The organism is Microbacterium ulmi, assembly GCF_011759705.1.
In the GTDB taxonomy this organism is placed as follows: Bacteria; Actinomycetota; Actinomycetes; order Actinomycetales; family Microbacteriaceae; genus Microbacterium; species Microbacterium ulmi.
Genome location: NZ_JAAOZF010000001.1, coordinates 2,128,490 through 2,145,686 on the forward strand (window position 1 = coordinate 2,128,490; position 17,197 = coordinate 2,145,686).

The 17,197-nt window shown below is 70.1% G+C and carries 16 protein-coding genes; 9 read left to right on the plus strand and 7 right to left on the minus strand.

What is annotated here, in order from left to right; genetic code table 11:
- Nucleotides 1-29: 29 nt before the first annotated feature.
- The 3 genes from FHS08_RS10010 to FHS08_RS10020 are packed head-to-tail and all read left to right on the plus strand — an operon-like array spanning nucleotide 30 to nucleotide 3,066.
- Nucleotides 30-1,016 (plus strand): glycosyltransferase, encoded by a 987-nt coding sequence (locus FHS08_RS10010; RefSeq protein ID WP_167038550.1) that lies wholly within the window; start codon nucleotides 30-32, stop codon nucleotides 1,014-1,016.
- Nucleotides 1,013-1,927 (plus strand): glycosyltransferase, encoded by a 915-nt coding sequence (locus FHS08_RS10015; RefSeq protein WP_167038552.1) that lies wholly within the window; start codon nucleotides 1,013-1,015, stop codon nucleotides 1,925-1,927. Before FHS08_RS10010 ends, FHS08_RS10015 begins: the two co-directional genes overlap by 4 nt.
- Entirely contained in the window at nucleotides 1,924-3,066 is a 1,143-nt protein-coding gene (locus tag FHS08_RS10020) for a polysaccharide pyruvyl transferase family protein (protein ID WP_167038554.1), read from the plus strand. The genes FHS08_RS10015 and FHS08_RS10020 overlap by 4 nt, the downstream gene beginning before the upstream one ends.
- Nucleotides 3,067-3,138: 72 nt before the next feature.
- Here the strand turns inward: FHS08_RS10020 and FHS08_RS10025 are convergent, their stop codons facing one another.
- The 4 genes from FHS08_RS10025 to FHS08_RS10040 form a co-directional block, all read right to left on the minus strand.
- Nucleotides 3,139-4,662 carry a sugar transferase gene (locus FHS08_RS10025; protein WP_341800381.1) on the minus strand — a complete coding sequence of 508 codons (1,524 nt, stop codon included), beginning with the start codon at nucleotides 4,660-4,662 and terminating at the stop codon, nucleotides 3,139-3,141.
- 183 nt (nucleotides 4,663-4,845) lie between these two features.
- A complete protein-coding gene (locus tag FHS08_RS10030; protein WP_167038556.1) occupies nucleotides 4,846-5,751 on the minus strand; it encodes a hypothetical protein in 906 nt (301 codons plus the stop codon).
- Nucleotides 5,752-5,759: 8 nt separating this feature from the next.
- Nucleotides 5,760-7,190 (minus strand): tyrosine-protein kinase domain-containing protein, encoded by a 1,431-nt coding sequence (locus tag FHS08_RS10035; RefSeq protein WP_167038558.1) that lies wholly within the window; start codon nucleotides 7,188-7,190, stop codon nucleotides 5,760-5,762.
- A gap of 107 nt (nucleotides 7,191-7,297) precedes the next feature.
- On the minus strand, nucleotides 7,298-7,918 hold the full coding sequence (locus FHS08_RS10040) for an arsenate reductase/protein-tyrosine-phosphatase family protein (RefSeq protein WP_167038561.1): 621 nt from the start codon (nucleotides 7,916-7,918) through the stop codon (nucleotides 7,298-7,300).
- Between the two features lie 41 nt (nucleotides 7,919-7,959).
- On the opposite strand from FHS08_RS10040, the gene FHS08_RS10045 reads away from it, so the two are divergent.
- From FHS08_RS10045 to glmM, 6 genes are all read left to right on the plus strand, one after another.
- Nucleotides 7,960-8,799, plus strand: a complete 840-nt coding sequence (locus FHS08_RS10045) for a CPBP family glutamic-type intramembrane protease (RefSeq protein ID WP_341800382.1) — start codon at nucleotides 7,960-7,962, stop codon at nucleotides 8,797-8,799.
- Nucleotides 8,800-8,956: 157 nt separating this feature from the next.
- Nucleotides 8,957-9,487 carry a hypothetical protein gene (locus tag FHS08_RS10050; protein WP_167038563.1) on the plus strand — a complete coding sequence of 177 codons (531 nt, stop codon included), beginning with the start codon at nucleotides 8,957-8,959 and terminating at the stop codon, nucleotides 9,485-9,487.
- 116 nt (nucleotides 9,488-9,603) lie between these two features.
- Nucleotides 9,604-10,230 (plus strand): CPBP family glutamic-type intramembrane protease, encoded by a 627-nt coding sequence (locus FHS08_RS10055; RefSeq protein ID WP_167038565.1) that lies wholly within the window; start codon nucleotides 9,604-9,606, stop codon nucleotides 10,228-10,230.
- A gap of 193 nt (nucleotides 10,231-10,423) precedes the next feature.
- A complete protein-coding gene (gene rplM, locus FHS08_RS10060) occupies nucleotides 10,424-10,870 on the plus strand; it encodes a 50S ribosomal protein L13 (protein ID WP_167038567.1) in 447 nt (148 codons plus the stop codon).
- A gap of 26 nt (nucleotides 10,871-10,896) precedes the next feature.
- The gene (gene rpsI / locus FHS08_RS10065; RefSeq protein WP_167038569.1) at nucleotides 10,897-11,370 is read left to right on the plus strand and encodes a 30S ribosomal protein S9; all 474 of its coding nucleotides are present in this window, start codon (nucleotides 10,897-10,899) and stop codon (nucleotides 11,368-11,370) included.
- Between the two features lie 14 nt (nucleotides 11,371-11,384).
- Nucleotides 11,385-12,743: a phosphoglucosamine mutase gene (gene glmM, locus FHS08_RS10070; protein WP_167038571.1), complete on the plus strand. Its 1,359-nt coding sequence runs from the start codon at nucleotides 11,385-11,387 to the stop codon at nucleotides 12,741-12,743.
- 22 nt (nucleotides 12,744-12,765) lie between these two features.
- On the opposite strand, the gene FHS08_RS10075 is transcribed toward glmM, so the two are convergent.
- From FHS08_RS10075 to FHS08_RS10085, 3 genes are read right to left on the minus strand one after another with little or no spacing between them, the layout of a single operon-like run.
- A complete protein-coding gene (locus FHS08_RS10075) occupies nucleotides 12,766-13,623 on the minus strand; it encodes a hypothetical protein (RefSeq protein ID WP_167038573.1) in 858 nt (285 codons plus the stop codon).
- Nucleotides 13,610-16,183, minus strand: coding sequence for a DUF4062 domain-containing protein (locus FHS08_RS10080; protein WP_167038575.1), 2,574 nt, complete (start codon nucleotides 16,181-16,183; stop codon nucleotides 13,610-13,612). The genes FHS08_RS10075 and FHS08_RS10080 overlap by 14 nt, the downstream gene beginning before the upstream one ends.
- Nucleotides 16,184-16,234: 51 nt before the next feature.
- The gene (locus FHS08_RS10085; protein WP_167038577.1) at nucleotides 16,235-17,167 is read right to left on the minus strand and encodes a Ppx/GppA phosphatase family protein; all 933 of its coding nucleotides are present in this window, start codon (nucleotides 17,165-17,167) and stop codon (nucleotides 16,235-16,237) included.
- Nucleotides 17,168-17,197: the final 30 nt, after the last annotated feature.

The window sequence follows — 17,197 nt, forward strand, 5'->3', positions numbered from 1 at the left end:
GTCCGATTGTCGGCGAACGAAGGTCCAGTGTGGGCGTTGAGTTCTCATTCATCGTCCCTGTCTACGGGGTCGAGTCGTATCTGCGGCAGTGTGTCGACAGTATCCTGGGGCAGTCCTTCCGCGATGTGGAGGTCATCCTGGTAGACGACGGCTCCCCTGACGGGAGCTGGGCCATCTGCGATGAGTACGCGGCGGCCGACCCGCGGGTCCGCGTAATTCATCAGATGAACGCCGGGGCTGCGGCCGCGCGGAATGTCGCGATGGGCTTCGCGTCAGGGGAGTTTGTGATCTTCGTTGACGGCGATGACTTCCTCCTCGGCCACGGAGTGCTTCACTGCGTCCATGAGGCGCTATCAGAGCTGCATCCCGATGTCCTCGTCGTTGGCCATGAGAAGTACTGGGATGGCGATCCCGTGCTTGTGCAGCACCACGCCGCACAGCGCCGGACGCATGATCTGGCGTGGATGATGCGTCACGACGTCTACCTGAACGCACCGTGGGACAAGGTCGCGCGGCGATCGTTGCTGGTCGATAGCGGCATTCAGTTCCCCGAGGATCTTCGTACGTCGGATGACGCCGTATGGAGCTCGGAACTGCTTCTGGCAACGGACAGAATCGTGCACACCCCGATCAAGTTCTACGGCTACAGACAGCGGCTCGGCTCCATCACGGCATCGTCCTCGGCAAGCAAGCTCGCCGATCTTCAGACGATATTCGACCAGGCGGCGGAGAGACTCGGCTCCTGCAACTATCCCGCACGTCGCAAGGCCTACGGCGCGTACTTCGCGCGTTTCCTCGCGTTCCTCATGGCGGCGACCTCACATGACGCAACAACGCAGAACCTGGAGTTCCTAGCGAAGCACCTGTACTTGCTGCCGTACGCGTGCTCGCGCAGAGCGCGGATGACCCGCGCCGCCGTACTCACGGTGGGCCTTCGGCAGACGGTAAGAATGACTGCGCGAGCACAGCGTTTCATTCATCGCAGGCGATCGAGCGCGGGAGCCGAGATGCGATGAGCGAGCGCATCACGGTAGGGATCCCCGTTGTGCGCGAGTTGGCGGCGCTACATCTAGCGGTGCGTTCCGTCTTTGCGCAGACCCATGAAGACTGGAAACTCCTTATCGTCTGTGACGGCTCGCCTCCCGAGGTCGTGCAGGCCGCACGAGCGATCCGAAGCCCTAGGGTCGAGGTCGTGGCTGATGGAGCTTCACGGGGATTGGCAGCGCGGCTCAATCAGATCACAGCTTTGGCCGACACGCGGCTTGTCGCTCGTATGGATGCCGATGACCTCATGCATCCAACTCGGTTGCAGCGGCAGTTGGCCTACTTTCGCGAACATCCGTCGGTCGACGTGGTCGCTACGGGGGCGTGGGTCATCGACGATGTTGGGGTTGTGCAAGGGATGAACAGAGACCCTGGTGTACCCTCGCTGCCTGCCGGCTACCTCGGCAGCACGGTCTTCTGCCATCCATCCGTCGTGTTCACACGCGAGTGGTCGCTTCGTTACCCCTACTCGCCGGATTGGGTGCGGACGGAAGATAAGGAGCTCTGGCTACGGAGTCAGGCTGGGAGCAGCTTTGCGAGGATCGCCGATCCGCTGATCTTCTACAGGATTGCGCGGTCTCCTGATGCTGCCAAGCAGGCACTCACCTATCGCTTCGATCGCCGCCTAATGCGCGAATACTGGCGCAAGGTGGGTGCGACACGCGCAGAGTGGCTTCGCCAGGACCTGCGGTCGCGCGGGAAGCAGATGCTTCTCCCGGTTGCACGTGCCACGGGGCAGACAGGCAACGCCTATGGGAGGAAGTTCCTTCCAGCGCCACATGGTGAGATGGTTCGCGCGCAGGACGTCGTCGCGAAGATCGAGACCACTCGAGTTTCGGGGTGGGACGATGGTGACGTAATCCTCGAGGAATCTCGCCGATGAACGGGACGCTGGTCGTCACTCGCCACTACATCCGGAACTACGGCTCGGCACTCCAGGCCTTCGCCACGCAACAGCTTCTTCAGCAGAGCGGCAACACCCCCATCTTCCTCGACTATCGAGAAGTCTCGGCAGACCTCGAGGACACCCCCGCCGGATACTCAGCACCGCGGCCCGGACCTCGTGGATGGGCGCGCGGACTTGCCTACCACTTGTACCGTCAGCGAGATGCTCGCTTACGAGGGGAGGTCTTCGAGAAGTTCATCGTGCACAGGCTCCAGCTGACAACCCGGACATACCGGACGTACAACGACCTCGTCGAGGACGGTGTGCTCGCGAGCCAAGCGTTGGCGTACTGCGTCGGCTCCGATCAAGTGTGGAATGCGGAGTACAACGTGGACAACAGGGCGTACTTTCTCAACTTCTCACCACCGGAGTCCACGCGCTTCAGCCTGTCATCGTCGATCGGCACCCGGCGCTTTCCCTCTCGGATCGAGTCATCTCTTGTGGAGCGGCTTCGAACCTTTTCAGGCATCTCAGTGAGGGAGAGCGATGCCGCGGACTACCTGACCGGCTTCGGGCTGAACGTACTTCATCACGTGGATCCCACTTTGGGCCTCTCCGCACGCGACTGGCGGGCGTTTGCAGCGAAGCCGCGAGTACCCGGACCGTATGTGCTCGTGTATCAACTCAACGCAAGTCGGGAGATGGACCTCGCGGCTCGTGCCGTTGGCCGCGAACTCGGATTGCCTGTGCACCGGATCGAGTACTGGAAGACCTTCCGCGGGCAAGGCGCGAGAAAGATCATGCGTCCCTCGGTAGAAGAGTTCGTCGGCCTCATCGATGACGCCGCTTTTGTGATCACAGACTCATTTCACGGGTGCGCGTTCTCGGCGAGTCTCGCCAGGCCGTTTGCGGCTGTTCTGCCTCCAAGGTACGGGTCGCGCATCTCCTCCCTCCTCACGCTGCTGGGACTCCAGCACCGTCGAGTTGAGTCGGCGCAAGCTGCTCACGACCTTGTCCGATCCGAGCCAAGACTCTCTGTGCTCGATGACGTCCTCGAACGCGAGCGAGTTGCGCTCCGCGAGTACGTGGGAAGATTTTCGCCTCCTGCCGAACGACGAGTCACGATCGCGCGTTAAGCACGCACTGACTCTGCTCGCCCGAGGTCGCCTTCGAGACTATCGAGGAAGCGCGATCAGTCCCGCCCACCCCTACCTGGCGCCACTTCCTGGGGCGATGACGGCCTTGATCGTCTTCGTCATGATGCTGATGTCGCTCAGCAATGACCAGTTTTCCACGTAGTAGAGGTCGAGTTTTACCGCGTTGGCCCAATCGAGAGTCGACCTCCCACTCACCTGCCACAGCCCCGTGATGCCCGGGCGGGTGAGGAGGCGGCGCTGCGCGGCATCCGAGTAGAGCGCCACTTCCGCGGCGATCTGCGGGCGGGGGCCCACGAGGCTCATCGAGCCGCCCAGCACGTTGAGGAGCTGGGGGAGCTCGTCGAGCGAGTACTTGCGGATGAACCGCCCCACGGGGGTGACGCGGGGGTCGTCCTGGACCTTGAAGAGCGGGATCTCGCCGGTGCCCTGCGCCGCCAGGAGCGCGTCGAGCTCGGCTTCGGCACCCACCCGCATCGAGCGGAACTTGAACATGCGGAAGGGCTCGCCGTTCATCCCGATGCGCTCATGAGTGAACAGCACGGGGCCGCGGCTCGAGGCCTTCACGGCGATCGCGACGAGAAGCAGCACGGGAGAGAGCAGCACGAGAAGGGCCGCCGACACGACGACGTCGAAGCCTCGCTTGATGAAGCGCTGGCCGCGCGTGAAGCGCGGGGTCTCGACGTGGATGAGCGGAAGACCCGAGACGGGGCGCGTGTGGATGCGAGGCCCCGCGATGTCGACGATGCTCGGTGCGAGCACGAGGTGCTGCCGGCCCGCCTCGAGGCTCCACGAGATCTCCTTGACCCGCGCGGGCGGCAGCTCGTCGGTGCTCGTGACCGCGACCGTGTCGGCGTGGACGGCGCGGGTCGCAGCCTCGACCGAGTCGACGTCGCCGATGATCGGGATGCCGGTGCCGTCGACAGCGGTCCCGGACCTGCCCGACGGCACGCACGCACCGATCACGAGGTATCCCGCCTCGGGCGTGCGGGAGAGCTCGGCCGCGATCTGCGCCACCGACTGCTCCGACCCCACGAGCAGGACGCGCGCCGAGTACTCGCCCATGGAACGCTGCGCGACGAGCCACTGACGCCAGAGCCAGCGCTCCACGACGAGGACTGCGACCCCGAGCGGCAGGCTGATCAGCAGGAAGCCACGCGCGACGTCGATGCGCAGAAGGAACCCGGCGATCGCGACGAAGCCGAACAGGCGCAGGCTTGCATCCGCGACGCGGACGTACTCGGTCGTGCCCGTTCCGACCACGCGTTCGCTGCGGGAGTCGACGAGGCTGAGCGCCCACATCCACAAGACGATGAGGGCGACGGACAAGGCCCAGTACGACAGGACGGGAAGCCCCGCGATGTCGACGGGATCGACGCCGAGCCAGGCGATCTGAGTGCCGAAGACGACCCATACGAGCGCGAGGACGTCTGTGATCCACAGGCGGCGGCTGTATCTGCGGCGCCAGAGGTCGGCATCGTGGCGTTTGGCGGATGACAGGTGGGTCGCGCGTGCCGGAGATGGTGCCTCGATGACGGCGGACTGCGCGAGGACCGCGTTCAGTGGAGCGTCTGTCACGACTCGGGTCCCTCCTAACCCCCCGGTTGGAAACCTTTTCTGAGAGTACCCCGTGAGCGGCGTTCGGGGGAGGCGAGGATGACTCGGCGGGTTACGGGAGCGTAAATTCCCGGCGGACACGTCCGGACGGGCACGTCCGATGACGGCCCGTCCATCTCGACTCGCTCGCTCGACGAGCGGCGGTCAGCCGATGCGGGAGACCGCGTCGCCCGCCCACAGCCAGAGGGCGTCGCCGACGGCGGCGAGGGCGATCGGGCCCGCGGAGTCCGCCGCCGCGCACGTCACCCGCGTGCCCGCAGCGGGATCCGCGCCGTCGAATCGCGTGATCGCGAGCCCCGTGCAGTCCTCCGCGGTGTGCGCCGACCACAGGTCGCCCGACGAGATCGCGACGGCCGCGGCATCCGTTCCGGGAAGCGGGAGCCAGGCGTTGTCGGGACTCAGGACGTACGCCGTGCCGTCGCACACGAGCGCGACGACGGGGCCCGTCGCGCGGAGCCCGTGAGCGTCGGGGCACGGGGCGGCGACCCGGCCTGTCCGCGTATGCACGACGGCGGCGTCGAAGACGTCGACGTACCGCGACTGCGCGAGCACGTCGGGGTACGAGTCCCAGAACTCGCCCTCCGTGTAGGTGCGCAGCGCCTGCGTGTCGCAGCCGCCGCCGACACCCGCGACGATGCCCGCCTCGCTCCCCTCGAACACGTCCAGCGACGCGACCTGCGCCGCACCGCGGTATCGCGGCGTGACGTCGGTCCACATCGCCCCGCCGTCGACCGAGCGCTCCAGGAGCGGACCCTCCTTCGCGCACGCCCCCGCCGTCGCACGCCACATCGCGCCGGGCCCCACCGCGAGGAACCGCTCGGACTGGCGGGGGCGCGCCTCGGGCGTGGGAGTCGCGCTCGGCGTGGGCGAGGGAGTCTGCACGCCGAGCGCGAACGTCGGCACGGGCGCCGCCGTGCCCTCGGGAACGGCGCGCTCGCCGCGCTCCACCGCCAAGGCGGCGAGGATGCCGACCCCCGCCGCCAGTGCGACGACTGCCACGATCGCGATCCACGTCGAGCCGACCCGGTGCCCGGTGCTCCTCGTGGCCATCGCGTCTCCTACGGAGCGGTCTGAGGCGGCGTCTTGGGGGAACGGCCGCGGCGAGTCGGCTTGTCGGGCGCGGCCACGTGGCCGTACTTGTACCCATACCCGTAGCCGTACCCGTAGGCGTACGCGTCCGGGCCCCGTGTCGGCACCATCGACAGCACCATCCCCGCGACCTTCGCGTCGACCGTCTGCAGGGCGTCGACCGCAGCCGTGAGCTGGTGGCGGTTCGTGCTGCCCGCAGACACGACCACGATCGCGCCACTGGTCGCCTTCGCGAGGATCGCGGCATCCGTCACGGGAAGCAGAGGAGGAGAGTCGCACAGCACGACGTCGAAGTCGCGCTCGAGCGCCTCGAGCAGGACGCGCATCTGCTGCGAGCCGAGCAGCTCGCTCGGGTTCGGCGGCACCTTGCCCGCCGGCAGCACGTACAGCGTGCGCTGGCCCCAGGGCAGCATGACCTCGGAGATGCGCGCGCGGCCGATCAGCACGTCGGTCAGTCCCACGGCCCCCTCGATGCCGAGGTAGTCGGCGACCTTGGGCTTTCGCAGATCGGTGTCGAGGAGCGCGACGCGCTTGCCCGCGTCGGCGAGCGCGATCGCGAGATTGATCGTCGTCGTCGACTTGCCCTCGTTGGGCACGCTCGAGGTGATGACGAAGCTTGCGCGACCCCCCATGTCGAGGAACTGCAGGTTCGTGCGCAGCGCGCGGAAGGACTCCGCACGCGGACTGAGCGGGTCGGCGTGCACGATGAGAGGACGCGACGGCGCCTTGGGGTCGAAGGCGATCGCGCCGATGATCGGCGCGGTCGTGATCATCTCGACGTCATGGGGCGTGCGGATGCGGGTGTCGAGCACCGAGCGCAGGACCGCGATGCCGATGCCGATCGCCAGCCCCACGAGAGCGCCCAGGGCGAGGTTCAGGGGGACGTTCGGGCTCGATGGGGCGAGCGCCGGGAGCGCGTCCTTCACGCGGGTGAGCCGGACGGGGCTCGTGTCGGTGCCGTTGGGCGTCTCGATCGACTCGACCGCCGACGTGAGGCTCGCGGCCAGCGCGTTGGAGATGTCGGCCGCCTTCACGGGGTCGGCGTCCTCCACCGTGATCGTGATGAGGGTCGTGTTGAGCGCGGCCGACGCCGTCACCTGCTCGGACAGCTCGCCCGCCGTCGTGCCGAGCTGGAGCTTCGCGATGACGGGATTCATGACGATCGGCGTCGACACGAGATTCGTGTACGTCGTCACGCGGGACTGCGTGAAGTTCTGCCCCTGCTGCAGCTCGGCGACCGTGCCGCCCGCCTGCGTCGACACGAAGACGGTGCTGGACGCCTCGAAGAGGGGAGTGCGGGTGAGCGAGTACAGCGCGCCGGCGCCGACACCCACGAGCGTCGCAATGACGATGATCACCCAGTTCTTGCGGAGGATGCGGATGTAGTCGCTGAGCTCCATGCTGCCTCTCGGGTCGCACGCGGGCGCGGGGTTGGCCCCATCTTGCCACAGCGGGTCGCGCGGCCCCCGGGTCTGCAGCCGGCGGCCGTCCGCATCCGCGGCGACGCTCAGACGCCGTGCGCCGACCCGGACAGCGGGGGCGCGAGGGTCGCCCACAGCGTGCGCACGACGGCGTCGACGGCGGGGTCCAGCTGAGCGGCTGAACGCTGATACGTCGCCCACGACCGGCGGTACGGGTCGACGACGTCATCGTCGGAGGGGTCGCCGGGCGTGAGGACGAGGCCGCGATGGGATGCCACGGCCGCAGCCGCGGCGCGGACGCGGGACGCGGCATCCGTCCCCTCCTCCGCCGCCTGCCGCAGCTCTGCGGCGGGCGTCGCCGCTGCCAGGCGCGCGAACTCGCGGATCGTGAACGTCGACCGGAGCCGGCTCGGCGCGAGCTCGGCGACGAGCCGGCGGTGCTCGCGCGTCATCGTGAGGATGAGGTCGGGGCTCGACAGCAGGGCCTCGGTCACGCTGCGGGACCGGTGCCGTTCGGCTTCGCCCGGGTCGATCCCGCGCTCGACCGCGAGCCGTACGGCCTCGGCCGTCATGGGGGCGTCGGCGACGGCGCGCGTTCCGGCGCTCGAGATGCGCGCGCCGAGCGGCGCGAGCCGTGCACGCAGGAGGAGACCCGCGAGGGGAGAGCGGCAGACGTTGCCCGTGCACACGACGAGGATCTCGAACACCGGGGGGAGCCTCCGCGAAGTCTCGACGGTAACGTGGGCGCGTGCCCGACCACTCTATCGACGGCCCGCTCGGCGCGACCCGCGCCGGCGTGCAGGCGGAGCGGTCTGCGCCGGCCCGGGACGAGACCGGCGAGCGCGTGGGTGCGGCGCATGAGCGCCCGGCGGACGTCGCCCGCACCGACTGGCGACTCGGCGGCCGGACGGTGCGCCGCTGGCGGGAGGGCCTGCTCGCGCTGGCCCTGTTCTCAGTGGGGGCGGGAATGCTCGCCGGCATCCTCATCGCGACGCTCTGGCCGTCGCCGTGGGCTCAGGCGGCAGCCACCGCGCTCCTGTGGGTCGGGATGCTCGTGCCCGTCGTCCGCGGCCTCTCGCTGTCGCGCCCGGCCGGGCTGCTGCGCATCCGTCCCCTCGACGTGCTGTTCGGTGTCGCTCTCGGCGGGATGCTGCGGCTCGTCCAGGGCTGGATCGAGTCGGCGGCGGGCGGCTCAGGAGCGCTGCCGTCGTATCCGCTCATCGACGGCGGACTCGACTCCGCGTGGTGGCTGACAGCGGCCGTCGCGCCCGTCGTGGTGGCGCCCGTCGTCGAGGAGCTGTTCTTCCGGGGCGTCGTGCTCGTCTCGGTCTTCACGGCGCTGCGCCGCCCGCTCGGGAGCGCCGGCGCCGGGCTCGCCGCGGTGCTCGCGAGCACCGTGCTCTTCGTCGTCGTGCACGCGTCCGACGGCACGGCGAGCGTCGATCAGGTCGTGTCTGCGGGCCTCGTCGGCCTCGTGAGCGCCCTGCTCGTGACCCTCACAGGTCGGCTCGGCGGCGCCGTTCTCGTGCACGTCGTCTACAACGCGAGCTTCCTCGCATTGGCCGTCGCGGGAACATTCTGGGCCTGATCTGGCTGATTGCTGTTCGCCGGAATGTTACACGGCGGAAACCTCGGGCCTTTCGACCCGCGGGGGGCCTGCGCTAGCATCGCAAACACATGGCACATCCGGGCGACGTTCTGTCGTCCATCGTCACCTCGTGCAAGACGATCGGCGGGAGTCACACATGTTCAAGAAGGCAATCACTGCGCTCGCCATCGCGGGTGCGATCATCCTCAGCGGTGCCGCCGCAGCCACGGCCGCCGACTATCCCCCAGAAGAGGATGTGGTCGTCAGCTCGCCGACGGTCGCGCCCGGCGGATCGATCACGATCACGATCACGGGTCTCGAAGAGCTCGAGGGACTGACCGTCACGTTCACGATCACGGCGGGCCCCTCCGGCGGCTCGCTCTCCTCCATCTTCTATGCGGCGACCGCGGATGACTCGGTCGACAAGGTCGTCTCGGGCGGAAGCGCCAGCGCGACGTTCACGTCGACCACACCCGGTGCGTACACCGTCACCATCTTCGGCCCGGACGGCGAGGTGCTCGGCACGGCCGGCGTCACGGTCGCCGCGTCCAGCACGGGTGGCGGCGGGCTGCCCGCAACAGGCGGCACCGTCCCGGCAGCGGCGATCTGGCTCGGCGCGGGAGCCATCGGCATCGGCGGCATCGCCGTCACTGCCGTCGCGGCTCGCCGTCGGGCACGCAACCACTGAGCTCCGACGAGACGAGGACCCCGGGCGCGAGCGCGGGGTCGTCGCCGCCGCCGGTATACGCGCGTCCGGGTCTCGCACTCGCGATCGCGTTCGTCGGCTACGTCCTGGCGGCGGTCGTGCTCGTCGTCTACCCGGGCGTTCGTGCGGGCGCGAGCTGGGCGCCATGGATGCTGCGGCTCGTCGATCTCGTCGTCCTCGCGGCGCCGCTCGTCCTCGCCGCGCTCGTCGCGTGGCGCGTCGCGGCGAACCCCGAAGGCCGCGCCGGCGGCATCCGTCGCTGGGCACCCGTCGACATCGTGCTCGGCGTGTGCGTCGGCGGGGTCGTCCGCGCGATCGTCGAACTCGTGCAGCCCACGACGGGGACGCTCGAGGGCCCGCTCACGGCCGGCCCGGCGCCGGGGCGGATCGCCGCCGCCGTCGTGCTCGTCGCGGGAGTCGCGGCGGTGAGTCCCGTCGTCGAGGAGGTGTTCTTCCGCGGCGTGCTGCAACAGGCGCTCACCGACCACCTCGGCGGTCTCGGCCGGGTGGCGGCCGCGTCGACCGCGATCGTCGTGTCGACGGCGGCGTTCGTCGCGCTGCACGTCCTGCCCGGGGGCGCCGTCGTGCCTGTGGGGCTCGTCGTCGGCAGCGCGGGGGTGGGTGTCGGCGCCGGCATCCTTCTCGCCGTCACTGGCAGGCTGAGCGGCGCGATCGTGACGCACGTCGTGTTCAATGGGAGCGGGATCCTCCTTCTCATGGTCTGACGGGCCGTCCCGCGGCCGGTTTGGCCGCGGCATCCCGATGCCGTAGACTCTTCCTTTGGTGCCCGCAGCCCTGCTGGCCGTGCACCGCGAACGTGAGCCCTCCACTGGCGCTGTTCCGTCGCCCTCGGCGAAGGAACCACCCCGGAGCGGGATTCACGAACCTCTCCGTTCGAATCAAGAAAGCAGCACTACTGTGACGCGCACATACACCCCCAAGGCAGGTGAGGTCACCCGCGAGTGGCTCGTCATCGACGCCACCGACGTCGTTCTCGGCCGCCTGGCCTCGCACGCCGCCGCGCTCCTGCGCGGCAAGCACAAGCCCACCTTCGCGAACCACATCGACTCGGGCGACTTCGTCGTCATCATCAACGCCGAGAAGGTCGCCCTGACGGGTCAGAAGCTCGAGCAGAAGAAGGCCTACCGCCACTCGGGCTACCCGGGCGGCCTCAAGTCCGTCACCTACTCGGAGCTGCTCGAGAAGAACCCGGTCCGCGCCGTCGAGAAGGCCGTCCGCGGCATGCTCCCCAAGAACAGCCTGGGCGCGCAGCAGCTTCGCAAGCTCAAGGTCTACCGCGGCGCCGAGCACCCCCACGGTGCGCAGCAGCCCAAGACGTACACCTTCGACCAGGTCGCCCAGTAAGCGCCGCTCAGACTAAGGACACACTCGTGGCGAACATCGAAGACACCACCAACTACTCGACCGAGACCCCCGTCGACCAGACCGCCGTCGTTGCCGAGCGCCCCGTGCTCTCGGTTCCGGGTGCCGCCGTGGGCCGTCGCAAGCAGGCCATCGCCCGCGTGCGCCTCGTCCCCGGCTCGGGCGTCATCACGATCAACGGCCGCACGTTCGAGGACTACTTCCCGAACAAGCTGCACCAGCAGCTCGTGACCGACCCCTTCACTGTGCTCAGCCTCACCGACGCGTACGACGTGATCGCGCGCATCTCCGGCGGCGGCCCCTCGGGCCAGGCCGGCGCCCTGCGCCTGGGCATCGCCCGCGCGCTCAACGAGATCGACGTGGAGAACAACCGCGCGACGCTCAAGAAGGCCGGCTTCCTCTCGCGCGACGCGCGCGTGAAGGAGCGCAAGAAGGCCGGTCTCAAGAAGGCCCGCAAGGCTCCTCAGTACTCGAAGCGCTAATCGGTCCGCTCCGGATGCCGCTGTTTGGCACGGACGGTGTGCGAGGGCTGGCCAACGGCACCCTCACCGCCGATCTCGCTCTCACCCTGGCCCAGGCGACTGCCGTCGTCCTGGGCCAGGGCCGCACTGCCGACGCGCGCCGCGCGGCCGGCAAGCGTCTCACGGCGATCGTCGCGCGCGATCCGCGCATCTCGGGGCACTTCCTGAGCGCCGCCGTCGAGGCGGGCCTGGCGGCGTCGGGCGTCGACGTGCTCGACGCGGGAACGCTGCCGACTCCTGCGGCTGCGTACCTCGTCGCCGACCGCGATGCCGACTTCGGCGTCATGATCTCGGCATCCCACAACCCCGCGCCCGACAACGGCATCAAGATCTTCGCGCGCGGAGGCGTCAAGCTCCCCGACATCGTCGAGCAGCGCATCGAAGCCGCCATGGACGGACCCAAGCTCCTTCCGACGGGTGCGGACGTCGGGCGCATCAGCCGATTCGCGGATGCCGAGGACCGCTACGCGCTGCACCTCCTGGGGTCGCTGCCGCACCGGCTCGACGGCCTGCACGTCGTGATCGACTGCGCGCACGGCGCGGCATCCGGGGTCTCTCCCGAGACCTTCCGTGACGCCGGCGCCCGCGTGACCGTCATCGGCGCCGATCCCGACGGCATCAACATCAACGACGGCGTCGGCTCGACGCACCTCGACAAGCTCGCCGAGGCCGTCCTCGCGCACGGCGCGGACGTGGGCATCGCCCACGACGGCGACGCCGACCGGTGCCTCGCGGTCGATGCGGACGGCAGCATCGTCGACGGCGACCGCATCATGGCGATCCTCGCGATCGCGATGAAGCAGCGGGGACGCCTTGCCGAGAACACGCTCGTGACGACCGTCATGAGCAACCTGGGCCTGCATCGCGCGATGGCCGAGCACGGGATCGAGGTCGTCAAGACGGCCGTCGGCGACCGCTATGTGCTCGAGGCCATGAACGAGGGCGGCTACTCGCTCGGCGGAGAGCAGTCCGGTCACGTCATCATGAGCGACTTCGCCACGACGGGCGACGGCGTGCTGACGGGTCTGCACCTCGTGGCCGAGATGGCGCGCCAGGGCAAGACCCTCGCCGAGCTCGCGTCGGTCATGACCGTGTACCCGCAGATCCTCATCAACGTGAAGGGCGTCGACCGCGCGCTCGCGGCGTCGGATCCCGGCGTCGCTGCGGCCGTCACGGCGGCCGAGGCGGAGCTCGGCGACTCCGGACGCGTGCTCCTGCGCCCGAGCGGCACCGAGCCGCTCGTGCGCGTCATGGTCGAGGCATCCGACGAGCAGACCGCGAGCAGGCTCGCCACGGAGCTCGCGAGCGTCGTGAAGGAGCGCCTCGCGCTCTAACGACGCCTGTCGCCGATGCCGCTCACGGACGGCGCGCGCCGCGCCGATCGCGGGATGCCGCGGCGTGCCGCAGCTCGCACCACGCCGTGAACGCGCCGTAGGCGACGATCGCGCCCGCGACGAGCCCGACGAAGACGGGCGTCATCGGCCGCTCCCAGAGAAGATCGCCGCTTCGCACGAGGAGAGACACGGCGATCGCCGCGAGGCTCACGAGCTGCGACGGGAACAGCACGCGGAACGCGCTCCAGCGCGCGTCCCACAGCAGCGGCGCGTTCACGACCCCCGACAGGCTCAGGACCGCGCCCGTGACCTGCGCCGTCAGCGGCGTGAGCTGCCACGCCCAGAAGCCGACGGCCCACTCGGGGGCGGCGAACAGCGCGGCGCCGAACAGGAAGGCGGCGGCTCCGATCGCGACGAGGACGATCCTCGGCGCCGACGGCACTGCGACGTCGACGTCGTCGGGGGCTCCGGCATCCTCTCGTCTCTGCGCCACCGCGAGCCCCGCGACCACCAGCGGGGTCGTCGCGTACAGGATCATCCAGACGACGAACGGCAGGTTCTGCGAGAAGCGATCCAGATGCAGGAGCGTCGCGATCAGCAGCGCGCCCGCGAAGACGACGACGGCGGGGAAGCCGTGTCGCACGCGGTGCCACCGCCGTGCGACCGCCGTGCCCGCGAAGAAGCAGATGCCGCCCACGTAGGCCGAGGCGAGCAGGTACGCCGACAGGGGCGGAGCGATCGACCACGCGAAGAGCTCGCCCGTGCGGTCGGGGAAGGCGAACAGCAGGGACGCCGCGACCACGAGGAAGGGGATGATGACGATCGCCGTCCACCGCGTCGCGGCGAAGACGCGGTCGCCCGCCGGCTCAGGCGCGGACATGCTCGAGCGCCTCTGCGACGGTGAGTGCGCGCCCCTCCGCCGCCGCGCGGTCGAACTCGTCGCCGAGCCCCGACTCCCGCAGCTTCTGCAGCGGGATCATGTAGAGCTCGAACGCGCCGGGATTGAGGATGCCCTTGCGGATCCGCAGAGTCCGGGCGGCTCCGTAGAGGAGCCCCGCGCCGCGGGCGTCCCCTTCGAGAGCGCGCACGCCGACGAAGCTCTCGAGCCCGTACGCGATGCCCTCGTCGTGGCCGAGCGCGAGCGACAGGTCGAGGCCTGTCGCGAAGTCGTCGACGGCGTGCGCGATGTCGCCCGAGAGGAACCGCGCCCAGCCTCGATGGTTCTGCGCGATCACGATGCCGAGCCGCTCGCCCTGGTCCGTCGCGAGGGCGAGGCTCTCCTCGAACCGAGACAGGGCGCTGTCGCCTGCCCCCGCGAGCAGCTCGACGCGCCCGAGCAGCACGAGCGCCATCGCCTGGCCCCACGTGTCGTCCGCCGTCCGGAATCCCGCGCGGCTCGCGGCGAGAACCTCCTTCGCCGCCGCGATGTCGGGCGGTGTGCGCGTCAGGAGCGCGAGCGCGAGCGATGCGCCGGCGAGGGCGGCGCCGTCTTCGTCGCCCGTGGCGTGGAAGGCGTCCCGGCTCTCGGTCAGGATCGGGACGACGTCGGCGCCCGGGTCCTGCCAGAACAGGATCGCGCCGTTGTAGTACTGCGCGATGGCGTGCGTGCGCGGTGACAGGGGGAGCTGCTCTCGCTCGACGATCGCGAGCAGCTCCAGCATCCACTCGCGGACGACTCCGAGGTATCCGCCGATCCACAGGAAGACGTACAGCGACCACGCGTACTCCGCCGCGTCGTCGAAGGCGCGCCGCGTGAGCAGGGTCCGTTCGACGCTCGCGAGGTTCTCGATCTCCACCTCGAGGCGCGCGAGCATGTCGAGCTGGTCTGCGCCGCGGAGCACGCGCGCCGCGTCGTCGACGAGGTCGCGGTAGGCCGCGAGCCACGCGGCGGTCGCCCGCTCGTGCTCCGCGGGCGCGGCGGACTCGAGGCCGTACGCGCGCACGAGCGACAGCATCCGGAACGCCGCCATCCCGCGCTGCTCCGACGCGGCGACGAGGCTCGCGTCGACGAGAGCCTCGATCGCGCTGAACGGGTCGTCGATGCCCACCGCCGCGAGGACCGTCTCGGCGGAGGCGAGGGAGAACGTCCCCGTGAACACCGAGAGGGTGCACAACGCGCTCCGCGCCTGCTCGTCGAGCAGGTCCGCGCTCCAGCGGATCGTGCTCCGCAGCGCCTGCTGCCGCTCTGGCAGGTCGCGCGCGCCCCCGACGAGCAGCGTGAGGGCCGAGTCGAGCCGCTCGAGGACCTGCTCGGCCGACAGCGACCGGATGCGCGCGGCGGCGAGCTCGATCGCGAGGGGAACGCCGTCGAGTGCGCGGCAGATCCTCCCGATCGCCGTCGCGTTGCGCGACGTGAGCCGGAAGTCCGGACGCACCGCGACGGCGCGATCGACGAACAGCCGCACGGCGTCGCTCGCGGGAGCGGCGGCCGCGTCCGCCCCCTCGGGCGGCACGGGAAGCGGCCCGATCTCGAACACGTGCTCGGGGCGCACACGCAGCGGCGACCGGCTCGTCACGAGCACCTGCAGGCGCGGGGTCTCGGTGATGAGCCGAACGACGGCGGGCGTCGCGTCGAGCACGTGCTCCATGTTGTCGACGACCAGCAGCAGATCCTGGTCGCCGACCGCCGCGATGACGCGATCCTGGAGATGGCCCTCGGTGGCGGCGTCGCGCACGCCGAGCGCCCGCGCCAGCACGACGATGACGCTCTCGGGCGACGTGACGGCCTCCAGCAGCGCGAACGCGACGGAGCGTCCGGATGCCGCGACCTCGCTCGCGATCTCGATCGCAAGACGCGACTTGCCGATGCCCCCGGGGCCCAGCAGCGTCACGAGCCGCACGTCGGGGCGCGCCAGCAGCTCGCGGACGCCGTGCAGCTCCGCCGTCCGGCCCACGAGCGCCGTATACGGAGCGGGGATCTCCTGGAGCGGGGCGTCCGCGTCCTGCGGCGCCGCCGATCGGGCCGCGTCGAAGCGCTCCGCGAGGAGCGTCGCGAGATCGCCCTCGATCAGGCGGGCGAGCTCCGCCGAGTCGGCGAACGTCTTGTACGAGGCTCCGTCGTCGTCGCGGATGCGGTCGAGCAGATCGGCGAGCCGGTCGTCGCGGGCGGGCGCGGGCTCCTTCAGATAGATCAGGCGCGGAAGGCCGGCCGAGAGCAGATACTCGTCCTCGAGCCCCGAGACCGCCTCGCCGGGCGCGACCCACCCGTACCGCTCGCCGTAGATGCCCACGAAGACGTCGCTCTGGGCGAGGTACGAGCGGTACAGGTCGCGCGGCGGATGCGGGCGCGCGCCGAGCTCGAACATGACAGGCGCGAGCCGGAGCGCCTCGATGGCGGCGCGGGCCGCGCGCCGTTCGGGCTCGAGCTCTTTGAGCGTCGAGCTGACGAAGACGCGGATGCGCTGGTCGGGTGTGCGGATCGCCCGTGGGAGGGCTGCCATGAGGGCATCATGGAGCACACCGCCGCCCGCGTAAAGGGCGACGCGGCCGGATCAGCCCCAGCTGAGCGATTCGATGTACCGCAGCAGGACGCCCTCGCGCAGCGCCCACGGGCTCACCTCGAGCTCGTCGACGTCGAGCATCGTCATCGCGGTGTGCAGCACGACCGCAGCCGCGACGATCTGGAACGTCCGGTCGGCCGTGATCCCCGGCAGCTCCTGACGGGCGGATGCCGGGATCCGCGCGAGCCGCGGGATCCACGAGCCGAGGGCGTCGCGGGGCAGCAGCATCCGCTCGATCCCCGACCAGCCGGGCACGGGGAACCCCGAGAGCTTCGCGAGCGAGCGGATGGCCTTGGACGACCCGACGACGTGATCGGGCCGGGGCTCGGCGAGGAACCGCGCGGCGACGGGCGCGAGCACCGCCGTCGCGTGCTCGCGCAGCGCCTCGACGGCCTTCTCGCCCGGGGGATCCTTCGGCAGGAACTGCACCGTCGTGCGGCCCGCGCCGAGGGGGACGGATGCCGCGGCATCCGGAAGCTCATCGGCTCCCGACGCGAGCTCGAGCGAGCCGCCGCCGATGTCGAAGAGGAGGATCTGGCCCGCAGACCACCCGAACCAGCGGCGGACGGCGAGGAACGTGAAGCGCGCCTCGGACTCTCCGCCGAGCACCTGCAGCTCCTGCCCGAGCGCGGCCTCGATGAGCGCGATGACCTCGGGGCCGTTGGCGGCCTCGCGGACGGCCGAGGTCGCGGTCGCGAGGAGCTCCTCGACCCGCTCGGCGGCGGCGACCTCGCGCGCCTCGACGACGGCCGCGACGAGGGCGCGCACGCCCTCCTCCGAGATCGACCCGTCGGGCTGGAGGTAGCGCATGAGCCGCAGGACGGTCCGCTTGCTCGTGGTCGCGAGCGGGCGTCCGCCCGGCCGCGCGTCCGCGACGAGCAGATGAACGGTGTTCGAACCGATGTCGAGGACTCCCAAGCGCACTCATCGAGGCTATCGGCTCCGCGGGCAGCG

Coding starts and splice junctions, on each gene's coding strand:
- FHS08_RS10035 (WP_167038558.1), bottom strand. CDS start 7,190: ATGGAGCTCAGCGACTACATCCGCATCCTCCGCAAGAACTGGGTGATC.
- FHS08_RS10075 (WP_167038573.1), bottom strand. CDS start 13,623: ATGTCCGCGCCTGAGCCGGCGGGCGACCGCGTCTTCGCCGCGACGCGG.
- FHS08_RS10020 (WP_167038554.1), top strand. CDS start 1,924: ATGAACGGGACGCTGGTCGTCACTCGCCACTACATCCGGAACTACGGC.
- FHS08_RS10050 (WP_167038563.1), top strand. CDS start 8,957: ATGTTCAAGAAGGCAATCACTGCGCTCGCCATCGCGGGTGCGATCATC.
- FHS08_RS10015 (WP_167038552.1), top strand. CDS start 1,013: ATGAGCGAGCGCATCACGGTAGGGATCCCCGTTGTGCGCGAGTTGGCG.
- FHS08_RS10030 (WP_167038556.1), bottom strand. CDS start 5,751: ATGGCCACGAGGAGCACCGGGCACCGGGTCGGCTCGACGTGGATCGCG.
- glmM (WP_167038571.1), top strand. CDS start 11,385: ATGCCGCTGTTTGGCACGGACGGTGTGCGAGGGCTGGCCAACGGCACC.
- FHS08_RS10080 (WP_167038575.1), bottom strand. CDS start 16,183: ATGGCAGCCCTCCCACGGGCGATCCGCACACCCGACCAGCGCATCCGC.